Origin of the sequence: Streptomyces sp. NBC_00287 (assembly GCF_036173105.1) — a bacterium.
Lineage (GTDB): Bacteria > Actinomycetota > Actinomycetes > Streptomycetales > Streptomycetaceae > Streptomyces.
The window spans coordinates 9520722-9536049 of sequence record NZ_CP108053.1; the positions used below are offsets into that span (position 1 = coordinate 9520722).

The window sequence follows — 15328 nt, forward strand, 5'->3', positions numbered from 1 at the left end:
TTTCCCGCGATTCCGCTGGGAAGGCGAGCGGCGATGGACCCGAACACACTCTTGAAGACCGTGTCGGCGTTGTTCTGGAAGCTGGCCGACGACGCGGCCCTCGCCCTACGAGAACCGCTGGAAGGCCTTCAGGAGCTCACCGGCGAGCACTCGGCCCTGCAGGACAAGCTCCTGGAGCCGCTGGACGCCCTCCCCGACAGCCGCGCCCTGCTCCGGCTGCTGCGTGACGTACTCGGCGACGTCACCGACGCCGGATCGCGCGTCCGCGCCCACGGATGGGAGCGCGCAACAGGAGCGGCACGCGGGCTGGCCCTCGTACTGACCGATGGCGGCTCCCGTGCCGTGCTCGCCGTGTCACCCGGGCCGGACGACACCGGACCGATCGTCGATGTCGTCGTCACCCCGGGGGTGACGTTCAGCCGCGCACACCCCGACGGCCTCTGGAGCGTCACCGCCGAAGCGCAGTCCCAGGACGCCTGGACCGCGTCCTTCTCTCCTGGCGGCGCGTCCGTGACACCGGCGGGGACCGCGACGATCAGCCTGGACCATCGCGCTCAGATCACCTGCGGCCCGGCCGACGGGCCGCACATCTCGATGGACGCCCTCCACCTCAAGACGACAGCGTCACCTGAGGTCCCCTTCGCCGTCGAACTCGGCGTGTTGGGCTTCCAGGCTGCCGTACTGCCGCCCGCGCTCTCGTCCTTCCTGGGTGACAGCGGCGCCACGACGACCCGCAAGACCGACTTCGCCATCCGGGCGAGCCGCGCGGACGGCCTGCGGTTCAAGGACGGCGGCGCCCGCGTCGAACTCCCCGTCAGCCTGAACCTGCCGGGGGTAACCGCACGGCGCTTTGCACTGGAACTCGACCACGACGGCACCGGAGTCGTCCTCAGACCCACCCTGTCCCTGTTCGCGAAACCGCCCGCCCTCCCGCTGAGCGCCGGCCTCGACGGCCTGGGGCTCAGCCTGCCCGTCAGCTTCGACGCCGACCGGATCGGTGTCGACCCACTGCGCATCGCGGCGAACTTCCCCACCGGAATGGGCATCGAGCTCGCCGCGGGCCCGGTCTCCGGCGGCGGGGCGGTGCGGCAGCGCGGCGAAGCCGGCAGCGGCGCGTACGCGGGCGTCCTGGACATCGACCTCGGCGTGGTCCGCGTACAGGCGATCGGATTGCTGCAACTCCCCGTGAACGGCAAGCAGTTGTCGTTCCTGGTCCTGCTCGGGGCGGAGTTCGGGTACCCGGGGATCCAGCTCAGCTTCGGCTTCGCACTCGATGCGGTCGGCGGCCTGGTCGGCGTCAACCGGCGGGTCGACGAGGAGCGGCTGCGCGGGCTGATCCTCGATGGCAATGCCGACCGTGTCCTGTTCCCGGGCAACGCCGTCGCCCGCGCCGACGAGATAGCGGGCTCCCTGGAAGCCTGTTTCCCGGTCGCGCGGAGCCGGTTCGTCATCGGCCCGATGGTGCGCATCACCTGGGGCGGCCGGATCGTCTCCCTGTCCGCCGCGCTCATCCTGGACCTGCCCGACCCGGTACGGGCCTTCCTCGTCGGCCGGCTGGTGATCGCCCTGCCGGATCCCGTCGTGCCGCTGATCCGACTCCAGGCCAACATCTTCGGCAAGATCGATCCCGGTGTGCCGTCGGTCGAGCTGCTGGCGACCCTCACCGGGTCGCGCATCGTCGGCCTGCCCGTCTCCGGCGAGTTCTTTCTGCTGCTGCGCGGCGGCCGGGATGCGGTGTTCGTCCTGTCCGCCGGCGGCTTCCACCCGCGCTACGCCCGCCCGCCCGGCGTACCCCAACTGCAGCGCCTGTCCATGGACTTGGGCAACGGAATCATCAACCTGCGCGCGGAGGCCTACCTGGCGCTGACCTCGAACTCGCTGCAATTCGGCGCCAAGCTGCACCTCGACGCGGTGATCGCCGGGTGCGGCGTGGAGGGCTACCTCGGCCTCGACGCGCTCTTCGTGTGGGAGCCGACGCTGTCCTTCGCCGTGCACGTGTACGCCGGGGTCGCCGTCCTCGCGTTCGGCGAGCGACTGGCCTCCATCGGGCTCGACTTCACCCTGGAAGGGCCCGCGCCCTGGCATGCGTTCGGCACGGGAACCATCTCCGTGCTGTTCTGGGACGTGTCCCTGGACTTCGACGAGCGGTGGGGCGAACTCCCGGCGTCGGCGGCCCAGGCCGAGGACATCCTCCCGCTGCTGCGCGACGCGCTGGCCAAGCCGGATGCCTGGACGGCAGAGCGCAGCCCGGCGGACCGCAGCGGCCTCCGGTACACCGACGCGGCCAACGGATCGCTGGCCCGCGGCGAAGTGGCAGCGCCGGACGCGACCTTCCGTGTGAGCCAGAAGGTCGTACCGCTCGAAACACCGATCACCCGGTTCCACCGGGTGGGTGTGCCCGAGCAGTTGTGGCGGATCACCCCCGTCGAGCGTGCGACGGACGAACCGATGGATACCTTCGGACCGCTCACGCAGCCGTTCGTACCCGGCGAATTCTTCGCGATGAGCGACGAAGAGCAACTGTCACGACCGGCCTTCGAAGACTGCACGAGCGGCGTCCGCCTCTCCGACACCGACGTCCAGATGGGTGCGCGGCACCTCGTCGACGAGAGCTACGAGACCGGCTACAAGGTCGAGCCGGACTGGTTCACCGGCCTCCCGGTGCCGGACAACGGCAAGCCCCTGCCCGGCGCCGGAGCGTTCGTCCTCGAAGGCTTCGCCCGCCCTGTGCGCGCGGCCGAGCGGGCCGACCGGTGGCGTGCCGCGCAACGACCGATCGACACGATGAAGGTGGAGATCCTGCGATGACCCGACGTTGGTTCATCTCGTCCGCAGCGGTCGGCGCCGCCGCCGACGCGACGTCGGTGACGGGCTCCCGGCCGTCGTTCAGCCCCGCCGTCCGTATCGCCCGGGCGATCGAAGACCAGGCCGCCGAGACCTTCCCCGACCGCCCCGGCCCCGCCCTCCAGCTCCTCGGCCCTGGCGACACCATCGGCTTCGACCGCGCGGTGGTCGTACGGGAGGAACCGCCGCCGGGCTGCCCGAACAGCCCGGCCAATTACCTCGCCCATGTGGAGTTCTCGGACGCGAGCCTCCCGTGGCTGCTCAGCTTCCCGGCCGCCCGGAAGCTGCCGTGGCTTGCCCTGCTCGTCCTGCGCGACGACGAGGGCGACCTGAAGCAGGGTGTCCCGCTGCCCGTCGTCGACGCGCCCGGGACCGCGCTGCCCGACCTGGGCGATGCCTGGGCGTGGGCGCACGTCGAGGCGCGGGTGGAGGACGGCGAGACCCCCGAGGGCGCCGTCACCCGCGATGTGCGCAGCGGCGTCGACAACGTCGTCGCCCGGCTGATCTGCCCGCGCGCGCTGGACCCGGACCGGGGCTGGCTGGCCTGCGTGGTCCCGGCCACGAAAGCCGGCGTCGCCGCCGGGCTCGGCGACACACCGCCACCGGACGGCACCGCCCCGGCATGGTCCCCGGGACAGCCGCACGCCCGGCTCCCCGTCTACCACTGGTGGCGCTTTCGCACCGGGAAGAAGGGATCGTTCGAGGAGCTCGCACGCGACGTAGACCCGGTCGAGGGAGACAGCCTCGAAGGCTTCGGCTCCCGCACCGTGGACGTACGCCACCCGTGGCCGCACAAGGACGTGCTGCAGGGCGTGGCACCCGCGCAGGTCACCGTGCCCGTCCACGGCGCCCTGCGGCTGCCGCACACCGATACCGCGAAAGACGTGTGGAACGACACGGCCAGCATGAACAAGTTCCGCGAGCTGATCGTCGAGCACCTGGACGCGCCGGCGGCCCGGCGGCAGCCCGACCGGGTGGGGATGCCGCCGGACCGCGACGAGAAAGCCGTCGCCGCACCCCTGTACGGAAGCCACCACACCGGCGCGCAGCAGGTCCCCGCGGACGGCTGGATGAACGAGCTGAACACGCAGGTGAAATATCGCATCGCGGCCGCGATCGGCGCCCGGTACGTCCAGCTGGAACAGGAATTCCTGATGGCCCGGGCCTGGGAGCAGGTCGGGCAGGTCAACGAGGCGAACCAGGCCCTGGCGGCCACGGAACTCGCCGCCGAGGCCGCCCGGGCCGCGCAGGCCAAACACCTCGACCCCATGCGGACCGCCCCGCTCACGGAACTGTCCTCGCTCTACCGTGACGTCATCGAGACGGAGGAGGAGGGCACGGGCGGAGTGCCGGTCGCGAGCCTGTTGCGCCACTCGGCCGTCCCGGACGGCGTCGCCACGACGGCGTTCGTCCGGCTGACCCGCCCCGGCGGGGCACTGCGCCGCCGCAGCGGCCGGGCCATGGAGGTGGCAGCGGCCGCGGCGCCGGCGTCGGCAGCGGTCCCGGCGGGTGGCGTGAGGGCGACGGCCGCCACCGGGGCCTTCCTCAGCCGGGCCCTGGATGCCTCGAAGGTCTCGATACCGTCGACCTGGCTTGCCGGCGTCGAGCGCTCGGCGATCCCGCCGGCCGGCGAAGTGGTACACGGGCCGATGGCGGCATCGGAGGCCCGTGCCGGCGACCCGTCGGCCGCGTTCGCGTCCCAGACCCTCAACGACGTGCTGTTCGGGCTGTGGATGGTCGCCGTCGACTTCTGCGAGCAAGGCATCGCAAGCCCGATGTTCGACGAATTCGGCGACCCGAGACAGGAACTCGAAGAACTTTTCGCCAGGAAGAAGGAAGGGGAACGGCCGGGTGATCCTCGTCCAGCGGCGCGGCCGGTGGCCCTGCGTGGGATCCGCCGGAAGATCAGCGTCGAGAAGCGAGCCGCACCCCTGCTGACCGCAGCCGACATGGGCATGACGTCCGAAGCCCTCGTCAAGCACATCCGGCGCGTAGTCCGCCCGGTGCCGCAGTGCATGGGACACATGACGTCGCGTCTCGGAGAGGTGGTGATGGGCGAACGCAGCGACCAGGATGCCCGCCCGCTGCGTCCGATCATGGCCCACCCGGAATTCGGTTTCCCGATCGCGGCGGAGCTGCTGACCCGCTGGCCCGAATGGGCCGTACCGGGTATATCGGCCTTCCCGGACAACTCGTCGACGCTGCTCGAACCCAACCCGGCCTTCGTGGAGGCGATGCTCGTCGGACTGAACCAGGAGTTCAACCGCGAGCTCCGGTGGCGTGAATACCCGACGGACGAGGCGGGCACACCGTTCTCCCGCTTCTGGCCGCCGGGCGGCACCCAACCCGGCTACGGCGAGATCGCCCGCTGGGCGCTGGACGGAAAACTGGGCGACCACGACCCCGACCGGGGCACGAGCCTTCTCGTCCTCCTGATCCGCGGCGAGGTACTCCAGCGGTATCCGGGCACCATCGTCCTCGCCGCCAAGTCTGTGGACCGGAAGGTGGAAAGCCCGGACGTCACCTGGAAGGAACCCAGGTTCGTGCTGACCGTGGACGAGCGCACCAACCTGTACTGCTTCGCCGGCCTGACCGCCGCACAAGCCGTCGCCGAACACTGGATGTTCGTGATGCGCGAACCCATGCGCGGCGCACAGTTCGGCTTCGACGTACGGACCCCCCGATCCTTGCCGTTCGACTCCTGGCCCAACCTCACCTGGGACGAAGTCCCGACCGTGAACGGATTCGTCGTACCGAGGGTTCTGGCCGGGGCCGAGGGCGAACGCCCGCCCGCCCTCGGCCCCGGCCAGGACCCGCCCGGATGGGAAGGCCTGGACGCTTCGAATTTCGCGCGAATCCTCTTCCAGCGCCCGTTCCAGCTGGCGTTCTCGGCGAGCGCGATGGTCGGCGAACCGCCTGCGTGACGTAACCGCTGCTTCGTGCCAGCCGTACGTACCACTGCGTACCGCCTACGGCCACGTCTCGGACGGCCGGACCACGTCGAAGTGCAATCCGCTGGAACTCTCGCCGCCGCCAGGGTTCTTCTCGCGGCGGACCCACACGTGCCAGGAGCCGTCGAACCACCGCGCGAGCACCGGGCGGCGGGTGATCAGCGCCCCCTCCCTCGGCACCTCCTCCTCGTGCACCCAGTGGTCGGTGTGCAGCAGGCGGCCGAGCGGCTTCGAGTCCGCGCCGGGCTGCAGCAGCGGCACGAGGGCAAACCGGATCGACGCCGCCGTCATCGCGTGCGGCACGAGCGGCAGCCAGTAGTCGGGCACGATCGTCTGCACCGCGTACGAACCGACCGGGTTGGGCGGCGGCCCCTGCGGGGCGATGGGCAGCCAGCGCGCCCTGCGGTCGACGAGTTCGCCCCGGGCATCGGTGAAGGACGTCTCGACGGCCCATGCGAGATTGGCCAGTTCGTCGCGAGCGAGGGTCACCGATTCGAGCCGCTCGCCGACAGCGCCTTGCCCGGACGGCAGGAGCAGCAGTCCGTCGTCGGCGCCGGTGACCGTGAACAGGTTCCAGTGAGGGTTGTCGCGCCCGGCGCGTTCGACGGTGTGCGTGGCGCCGAACGAGTCGGTGACGACGATCGGCTTCAGCGCCGTCAGCGAACCGGCCGGCACTTCCAGCGGGACCAGGAACCAGTCGTTGCCGTAGACCTCGGCAAAGGCGATCATCAGCAGGCGGCCGGTGTCCAGTGCGGAGACGTCCGTCGACCCGAAGTCCAGTTGGGCGTCTTCCATCTCCCAGAAGCGATCGGCCGGGATCCCGCCGAAGCGTACGGTCGAGGGGACCACCTCGTGATGGAACGGCCTGACGGGTGCGGAGGCCGCTGCCGGTGCCGGTGAGGCAGCCGGGTCGAGATCGACACTGAACCAGTCCAGGCCGTCACCGAGGTATTCCTCGGCGTGGAAGACCCGGTCGCCGAACGAGAAGTCCGCGCTGTGCTCGAAGCGGTGCGGATCGAAGGTGTCGAGCGCATCGGGCGTACCGGGTCCAGAGGGCGCTGGCGCGGGAGCGACCCCGTGCCACCAGCCGATCCACTCTTCGCCGACGGCGGCCAGCCCCGGCACCCGCAGCCCGTTGCCGTCCAGATCCTTGGCCAGTTCGACCGCATCGGGGACCCTGGGCGCGAGCAGCGTGACGAAATTCGCCGGCTCCGCAGGTATCGACCTGAACGCGTATACGGCCAGGACTTGCGGGAGTTTGGCCGTCAGGCCCGCCTGGTCCAGCAGCCGGACGAAATGCGCGCCGCCTTCCACCCGCAGGTATTCGTCCGGCCCGGCGCCGTCCTCCGACTCGACGAGCGCATCGAGCGGACCGGTCGTCGGGTCGTACGGCACCCAGGGCCGGGGACCCGCCGGCGCCGGCAGGTCCCCCTGGCCCGCCGGCCGCCATGCGGAAATGAGGGTGCTGTGCCCGTCGATCTGCGCGAGCACGGGCGAGCCGGCATCCTGGCCGGCGAATTCGCCGAATTGCCACTGCCGGGCGAGGGCCCATGCCGGATCGTGTACGCGGGCCGCGAGCCCGGAGGCCACCTCGTGGGTACGCGAGAGCGGCTCCAGCCGGAATCGGAAGAATCCGCTGTGCTCAAACGCCGTCCGGGGCATGGGTTACTCCTCTGCCAGCTCGATCCAGAAGTCCTCCAGCATCGACGCCAGCGCCGTGCTGCCGAAGTCGCCCACCCGGCAGGCGGGGAGTATGTCGTCGATCAACGGAAGATCGGCGAGGTCGACCGTGCGCATCTTGGCCAGCTCCAGGGTGTCGCGCACCACCAGTGCAAGTCCGTCCGCGGTCCAGCCGCGTACGGGATTGGGCGGCACGGCGATCAGGACGGCCTGCGGCGCCTTCGCGTCGGGCCGGTCGAAGTGGAACGCCACTCCGGTCAGTTCCGATTCCACCGGGACCGGGTCCTGGCCCGTCTTCGTCGCGGCCAGCGCATCGGCGCCGGGCAGCACCTCGGCCCACTCGTCGAAGACGATCCCCGCGATCGGCTTGCCGGCGGGCAGATCGGCTGGTGTGTGGCAGACCAGGTGCCGGCGGGTCGAGGGCCGCTTCAGGGGCTCGAAGGTGCCGCCGATCCATGCGCCGCCCCGGGGCAGCTGCGACGCGGACAGCCGGCAGGGCCTGCCGGCGCGGGCGCCCGCCAGCAGCAGCGTCTCGTGCCAGGTCCGGACCGCCGGCCGGACCGTGCCGAAGCGGCGCACCCAGTCGGCCACGGCCGCGCCGGACGTACCGGTCGCGGAAGCGGGCAGCGCCACGCCGGGCAACAGCGCGGTGAGCGGAAGGGCGGTGCCGAGCAGCTCGCCCAGCACGCGGGTCACGTTTCCCAGCCAGCCGGGGGCGGTTGCGTCCGCGGCAAGTGCCTTGAGGCGGGTCAGGTCGCCCTCGATGCCGAGGATGTTCCGCAGCCCGGCATCAGCGAGGCCGGCGACGAAGCCTGCGACCCGCCGCCGCACTTCCTCGTTGTCGGGGGCCGGCAGGTCGGACTGGCCGATCTGGTCGTCGAGTACGTGCGCCGGCAGCAGGGGGCCGGCGCCCGCCAGCAGGCCCTGGATCCGGCCGGCGACTGCGCGTAGCTCATCCCAGCCCCGTGTGAACTCGACCTCCGTCGCGGAGATCTGGGTCAGCTGACCGAGTCTGGCGTACAGCCTGCGGTGTGTGCTGCCGGCGGCATCCAGGACCAGTCCCAGCGCGCTGAACCCGATCCGTTCGAGCGTGACGTCGAACGGCCTTGACACCGATCCGTCCTTGATCGTACCGGCCAGCTTCCATGCGGCGGCAGGCCCGAGGAGACCCGCCGCCCAGGCGTCCACCCGGGGTTCGAGTGCGGAGAACAGGTCCGCACCCCACCCGGCAGGACGCGGCGGGTCGGCGGGCAGCACGGCCGCGATGCGGTGGGTGATGGCCCTCCCCCGGTGCGGGGTGCGCAGTACGTCGAACCGGTCCGGTACGTGCTGTCCGCTGCCCAGGGTGTCGGCGGCCAGGCCTGCCCGCATGGGATTCCCGCCGACGAGCTGGTGCACGCTCTCGGCGAGCAGCAGGTCGCTCACCGCGTCGAGCGCGTCGAGCAGATCGTTCAGCAGCGGAAGGACCAGCGGGTCGGCGGCCGGCCGCTCGTTCGCGGCCAGCAGCCTGTCCACCGTGCCGGCCGCGTGGGCCCGCGCGAGCGCGATGCCGTCGACGACGTTCCGGGCGGCGATCGCCTGGGAACTGCGCTTCCAGAGCTCGGGGTCGGGCTGCCCGGTTGCGGGCTCGGGGGCGACCGGTGCGGGGAACGTCCGCCGGAACTTGTCCTTCTCCCGGTCCAGCTCCGCATCGTGCAGAGCCCGCTCGAAGCGGTACCCGAGCAGCGCCCCCAGGTTCTGACCACGCCGGACCCCGCTGAGCAGCCAGCGGGCGGTCCTGGCCCGCCGGGAGGTCAGGTCGACAGCGAGCGGTGAGAGCGCGCCGTCGGCGCCGTCCGGGGGCTGGGGCAGCCCGTCGACGGGCGGCGGAGCCTCGTCCCGATGGGCCAGATAGCCGGACCGGAGCACGGCTGCGGTGGCCGCGTGGTGCAGCGAGGGGGCGTGCACGTACCCGTCGGACGGCTTCGCCGAACCAGGGTAGAGGTTCTCCACCCAGCCGTACCCGCCGAAGCGAATGCCGGTGGTGCCTGCCGCCCGGGTCTCGCTGAGCCTCTTGGTGGCCAGGGAGGTCGCCCACGCGTCCCACCGGTGGGAGTAGACGTCGAGCAACTCGAAGGAGAGCGGCAGGAATTCACTCGCGGCCACTCCTGCGAGGGCTTGCAGCCCTGCCGCCATCGCGTCGACCTCCGGCAGCCCCTGCTGTACGGAGGCGATGAGCCTGGCCGCGTCGGCCTCGACCGTCGGCCCGCCCTGCTGTCGTAGCACAACCAGCCGGTCGACGGTGTGGGGGATTGTGAAGGCGATGTCCGTCGAGTCGCCGAAGACGTCACGATGGGTCATGAAGACGTCGCGGCTGTCGCCGTTCAGCATCAGCGGAACGAAATCGCTGGGTTTCTGGGCCGCCGTGTTGAAGTGGAAGTTCCTGAAGATGGTCGGCTTGCGGTCGGGGGAGGGGAAACCCTCGGGGGTCAACGGCCACCGTGCCACGTATTGTTCATCGGGCAGTTGGTTGCGGAGTACCGCCACGGCGTCAATGAGGTGCCGGCGGCTGGCGTCGAAGAGGGCGGGATATTTGTCGGCATTCGGTGCGAGGCGTTTCGGGACGAGGGAGTAGTCCGGTTCCGTGCTGTCGGAAGTCCAGGACAAGTTGCTGATCAGCTCGGACGGAATGGTCCATCGCACTCCGGACCGGACGCCGGCAACGGCCACGGTGGGACCGGGTGCGCGTTTGCTGATGCCGTCCCACTTCTCGTGTCCGCCCCGGGAGGTGGTTTCGCGCCGGATCACGAAGTCGTTCGACACCGGAAGCCTCGACAAGATGTCCGCGGCGATCCGGTCGGCGGGCGTGCCGTCGGTCACGCGCGGAATCCAGCCCGGCGCGAGCGCGCCCCTCCAGTGGTGGCGCAGCCGCTGCAGCCAGGGCAGGATCAGCGCGTCAGCGCCGTCGGGGCGGTCCGGAACCCACTCGTCGACGGCCGTCACCGGGAGGAAACCGTACGGCTGCCGCCCCAGCCGGACTGTCGGCAGCGGACCGCGGCTGCGGACGTGCTCGGCCAGATGAGTCCGCACCTCCAGCCACCGGGCGAGGGCCTGGTTGCGCGCGTCATCCGGTTGCGGGCTGCCGTCGTCGAGCATGACCGATTCGCTTTGGAACGCGAACGCCAGCGCCCACCAGCTCAACTGTGACAGCGCGCCGATGGGACCGTCGCCGTCGTGCCCGGCACCCGGGCACTCCGCGAGGAACGCCGCGTCGCCGGGCCCGGGCCCGGTTCCGGTTCTGGTATCGAGTCCGAGTGCTCGTGCGAGGCGGGCGGCGTCGGTACGGTCCGCCGGCGCGGGCGCCGGGCCGGGCGGCATCGGTACCGGACGGGAAGACCACGCGGAGCGGGTCTCCGGCGTGTTGTTCGTCGGCATGCCGGGCGAGAGGAAGCCCAGTCCGTCGGTGAACGCGTGACCGTGCAGGTTTCGGCGCAGCCGTTCCGCCCCGGCCTCCGGCGGCAGGTCGCTGACCCCGATGACGAACAGCTCGTCAAGGTGGTCGCATCCCGCGGGCAAGGCCAGCACAGCACCCATGCCGGCGGCCACCGCGGCGTCGAAGTCGATCGCCCACTGCGCATGCCCGTGGTCGGGCGCGGACTCGTCGGCGGCGAGCAGGCCGAGGGGAAGCGGGTCGGGGATGGCCGTGCCGGTCTGGTCGACGACCGCCTGCCCGTCGACAAACCCCAGGAAGCGCCACTGGGCGGGCAGCGTGGACACCTCAGGAGCCCGCCTGCGTCCTGGATCCCGCACCCGAGGGGCGGGCGCGCCGGGGCGTGCGGCTCGAGTGGCCCAGGCCGCGCGCGGTGCGGCCACCGTGCGGAGCAGGGTCTGCCACGCCCGGTCGCCCGGATCGGCCCAGTAGGCGCGGGCTGCTTGGAGCTCGTGGGGAGTGAGAGCCGGCTCGAACGCGTCGATATGGATGTCGTCGGGGTAGACCCGCACCTTGATGCTGCGGTTGTCGGCGGCCCACTTCGTCTCGATGCGCACGGGCAGTAGTGCGATCGGCACGTTGGTCCGCTCGCCGAACAGGGGAGCCTCGGCGTCGAGCGCGGTGGTGAGTTGCTGATCGGCGCTGTCGAGCTGGGTGCGCAGGACGGAGAGTTCTTCGCGCCGCTGGTCCTGGTTCTTCTCGGCCCAGCGCACGAACCCGTGGATAGTGCCACCGAAGTTCGGATGATGCGTCGGGGCCCCCATGCGCTGCCACTCGTGAATCCTGCCCAGCGTCACCTCCCTGGCGTCCACGTCGATCACCTTGATGTCGTGCTGCAGGCGAGCCGCGTCGAGCGCGCGGCGCAGCGCGAACGGGCTGGCTCGGGGAGGTAGTGGCGCAGCCAGGGAAAGGACCAACGCGTCAGGCCCGTCGAGCCGCACGATCGCCCCGTCGACACCGAGACTGAACTGGAAGCGAACGCCCGGCACTCCGACCGCCGTCAGCACGTAGACAGCCGCCGGAATGAGCGTGACCTGATGAGCGGCGCTGTGTGACAGGACTCCGGCGGACCAGCCCAACAACTCCGGCATCAGATCATGCGGCAAAGCCCGCCCGTCCACGGTGACCGCGAAGCCGGAAATGGTCAGCGTGCGCCAGGAAGCCACGGCGAACCTGGAATACCGCGGATCCAGCACGATCCGCCCGTCGGGAGTTACCGCGAAGTGGAAGTCGGCCATGCCTCTGGCGAGGATGAACATGTATTGCTGCGACGGCATCAGTGTCAGCTCGTGGACGCTGGTTCGGGACAGTGGTCCTGCGGTCCATCCCAGCAGCTCTGGATTGAGGTCGTGCGAGAGTGCCATCGCGTTGATGGTCACCTTGAATCCGTGGAGGTTCAGGGTCCGTCCGGCGACTTCGGCGAATGCGGCGTATTTGGGGTCGAGTTTGATCTGTCCGTCGGGAGTTACCGTGAAGTGGAAGTCGGTCATGCCTCTGGCGAGGATGAACATGTACTGCTGTGACGGCATCAGTGTCAGCTCGTGGACGCTGGTTCGGGACAGTGGTCCTGCGGTCCATCCCAGCAGCTCTGGATTGAGGTCGTGCGAGAGTGCCATCGCGTTGATGGTCACCTTGAATCCGTGGAGGTTCAGGGTCCGTCCGGCGACTTCGGCGAATGCGGCGTATTTGGGGTCGAGTTTGATCTGTCCGTCGGGAGTTACCGTGAAGTGGAAGTCGGTCATGCCTCTGGCGAGGATGAACATGTACTGCTGTGACGGCATCAGTGTCAGCTCGTGGACGCTGGTTCGGGACAGTGGTCCTGCGGTCCATCCCAGCAGCTCTGGATTGAGGTCGTGCGAGAGTGCCATCGCGTTGATGGTCACCTTGAATCCGTGGAGGTTCAGGGTCCGTCCGGCGACTTCGGCGAATGCGGCGTATTTGGGGTCGAGTTTGATCTGTCCGTCGGGTGTCACCGTGAAGTGGAAGTCGGCCATGCCTCTGGCGAGGATGAACATGTACTGCTGGCTGGGGATGAGGGTGAGTTCGTGGGTGGTGGCGCGTGACAGCGTGCCCGTCCCGCCGAGGAGTTCGGGTGTGAGGTCGTGGGACAGAGCCCGCGCGTCGACGGTCACCTTGAATCCGCGAATCGTCAGGGTGAGCCCGCTCACCTCCGCGAATCCGACGTGGTCGGGGTGGAGACTCACCTGGCCGTCGGGCGTCACGGTGAAACGGAAGTCCGTGAAGCCACGCGCCAGGAGGAATCCGTAGCCCTCGGCAGGGATCAGGACCAGTTCATGGGCGGTGGCGCGCGGAAGCACCGCGTCGTTTCCGTTGAGGAACGGCCGAAGGTCGTGGGAGAGGGCTCGGCCGTCGATGGTGACGGTGATTCCGTGGATGGTGAGGAGGGGTGTGCCGTTGGGGGTGGTGCTGGTGGTGGCGCATTGGGCGGTGGTGGGGGTGAGGGTGATGGTGCCGTCGGGGTTGAGGTCGAAGGCCGGGACGATGACTCTGGGGCCGGGGACGAATCCGTAGCCTTGGGCGGGGATGAGGACGAGTTGGTTGATGTTGGTGCGCGGTAGTTGTTCGGTGTTGCCGTTGAGGAAGGGTTCGAGGTCGTGGGAGAGGGCTCGGCCGTCGATGGTGACGGTGATTCCGTGGATGGTGAGGAGGGGTGTGCCGTTGGGGGTGGTGCTGGTGGTGGCGCATTGGGCGGTGGTGGGGGTGAGGGTGATGGTGCCGTCGGGGTTGAGGTCGAAGGCCGGGACGATGACTCTGGGGCCGGGGACGAATCCGTAGCCTTGGGCGGGGATGAGGACGAGTTGGTTGATGTTGGTGCGCGGTAGTTGTTCGGTGTTGCCGTTGAGGAAGGGTTCGAGGTCGTGGGAGAGGGCTCGGCCGTCGATGGTGACGGTGATTCCGTGGATGGTGAGGAGGGGTGTGCCGTTGGGGGTGGTGCTGGTGGTGGCGCATTGGGCGGTGGTGGGGGTGAGGGTGATGGTGCCGTCGGGGTTGAGGTCGAAGGCCGGGACGATGACTCTGGGGCCGGGGACGAATCCGTAGCCTTGGGCGGGGATGAGGACGAGTTGGTTGATGTTGGTGCGCGGTAGTTGTTCGGTGTTGCCGTTGAGGAAGGGTTCGAGGTCGTGGGAGAGGGCTCGGCCGTCGATGGTGACGGTGATTCCGTGGATGGTGACGAGGGGTGTGCCGTCGGGGGAGACGCCGACCGAGCCGCACTGCGCCACGGTTTCGGTCAGGTGCACTGCTCCGTCGACACCTACGTCGAACAGCGGCACCACTACCCTCGGGCCGGGGACGAATCCGTACCCCTCGGCTGGCAGGAGCGTCAGCTCGTGGGCCGTGCTCCTCGCGAACTGTGCCGCGCTGCCCTTGAGGAATGCCTCCAAGTCATGCGACAGCGCCCGCCCGTCGAGCGTGACGGGGAAGCCGCGGAGAATCAGAGTGCTGGTGCCGCGTCCTCCGAGGAAGGCGTCGTTGGCGGCGTCGTACTCGACGAACCCCTCTTGCGTGACCTGGAATTCGAAGCGCGCCGGCCGGCCGGGGATCTGCTCGATGCCGTAGGACCCGGGGGCGAGGGCGAGCATCGGCGCGCCCGCGCCGTCGACGAGATCTGGGCTGTGCCCTGAGACAGAAAACTTGGTGAAGGTCAGACCACTGCTGTCGATTCTGATCTCGGCCATGTCGCTTCCCGCTTCTACCATCCCGCCGATCTGGAGGTGTACGCCGTCGTGCCCTTCGCCGCCCGTGAACCTCGGCTTCAGGGTGAACGCAATCGACCGGAAGAGCCCGTTGAGGCGCACGCTGCCGTCGGAATCAGTGGACTCGGTCGACTCTGGGGGTGGTTGGAACACCTTGCCCATGACCTTGTTGCCGTCGACCTTGAACTCCTTGAACTCCGTGGCGTCGCCGCTGAGCCGGGTGACCTCCGTACCCACCGGAAGATCCAGAAATTCCAGGGTCGAGGCGAGCGATCCCAGATGAAAGACGGGATCCTTCACCTCGGCATCGAATTCCACTCTGAACGAACTCCCGCCCCTGAGACCGACGATTTCCACGAGGTCCGAGGCGGGCAGCGGCGGGGTGAAGGACGCCGTATGAAAGCCTGGGAACGTCCCGTTGAGGATGACTGTGCCCAGGGGGGCCGGGTCCGTGGCCACGGTGCGCTGCCCGGTGAGCGTCACATTATGGCCGCCCAGGGTTCCGATGGCCTCGGTCTTCTCGTCGTTGTGGAACGTCCAGTCGACGAACGCGAGCCGGAGTGCTGCCATTTGTCTCGGCCTTCCTGACGATCTGGCCCAGGTGAGCCAGTGGCAAGAGGAACGGCCTTGCCTCATGGCCGGGCAGTGTTCTGCCTATTGGGCACCTT

General features: G+C 69.6%; 4 protein-coding genes. 2 read left to right on the top strand and 2 right to left on the bottom strand.

What is annotated here, in order from left to right; genetic code table 11:
* Positions 1 to 33: 33 nt before the first annotated feature.
* Complete coding sequence (locus OHT76_RS43440) at positions 34 to 2808, top strand: DUF6603 domain-containing protein (protein WP_328876359.1); 2775 nt, start codon at positions 34 to 36, stop codon at positions 2806 to 2808.
* The gene (locus OHT76_RS43445) at positions 2805 to 5768 is read left to right on the top strand and encodes a hypothetical protein (protein WP_328876360.1); all 2964 of its coding nucleotides are present in this window, start codon (positions 2805 to 2807) and stop codon (positions 5766 to 5768) included. The genes OHT76_RS43440 and OHT76_RS43445 overlap by 4 nt, the downstream gene beginning before the upstream one ends.
* Before the next feature lie 45 nt (positions 5769 to 5813).
* On the opposite strand, the gene OHT76_RS43450 is transcribed toward OHT76_RS43445, so the two are convergent.
* Complete coding sequence (locus OHT76_RS43450; protein WP_328876361.1) at positions 5814 to 7457, bottom strand: hypothetical protein; 1644 nt, start codon at positions 7455 to 7457, stop codon at positions 5814 to 5816.
* A gap of 3 nt (positions 7458 to 7460) precedes the next feature.
* Entirely contained in the window at positions 7461 to 15230 is a 7770-nt protein-coding gene (locus OHT76_RS43455; protein WP_328876362.1) for a hypothetical protein, read from the bottom strand.
* Between the last annotated feature and the right edge of the window lie 98 nt (positions 15231 to 15328).

Coding starts and splice junctions, on each gene's coding strand:
- OHT76_RS43440 (WP_328876359.1), top strand. CDS start 34: ATGGACCCGAACACACTCTTGAAGACCGTGTCGGCGTTGTTCTGGAAG.
- OHT76_RS43445 (WP_328876360.1), top strand. CDS start 2,805: ATGACCCGACGTTGGTTCATCTCGTCCGCAGCGGTCGGCGCCGCCGCC.
- OHT76_RS43450 (WP_328876361.1), bottom strand. CDS start 7,457: ATGCCCCGGACGGCGTTTGAGCACAGCGGATTCTTCCGATTCCGGCTG.
- OHT76_RS43455 (WP_328876362.1), bottom strand. CDS start 15,230: ATGGCAGCACTCCGGCTCGCGTTCGTCGACTGGACGTTCCACAACGAC.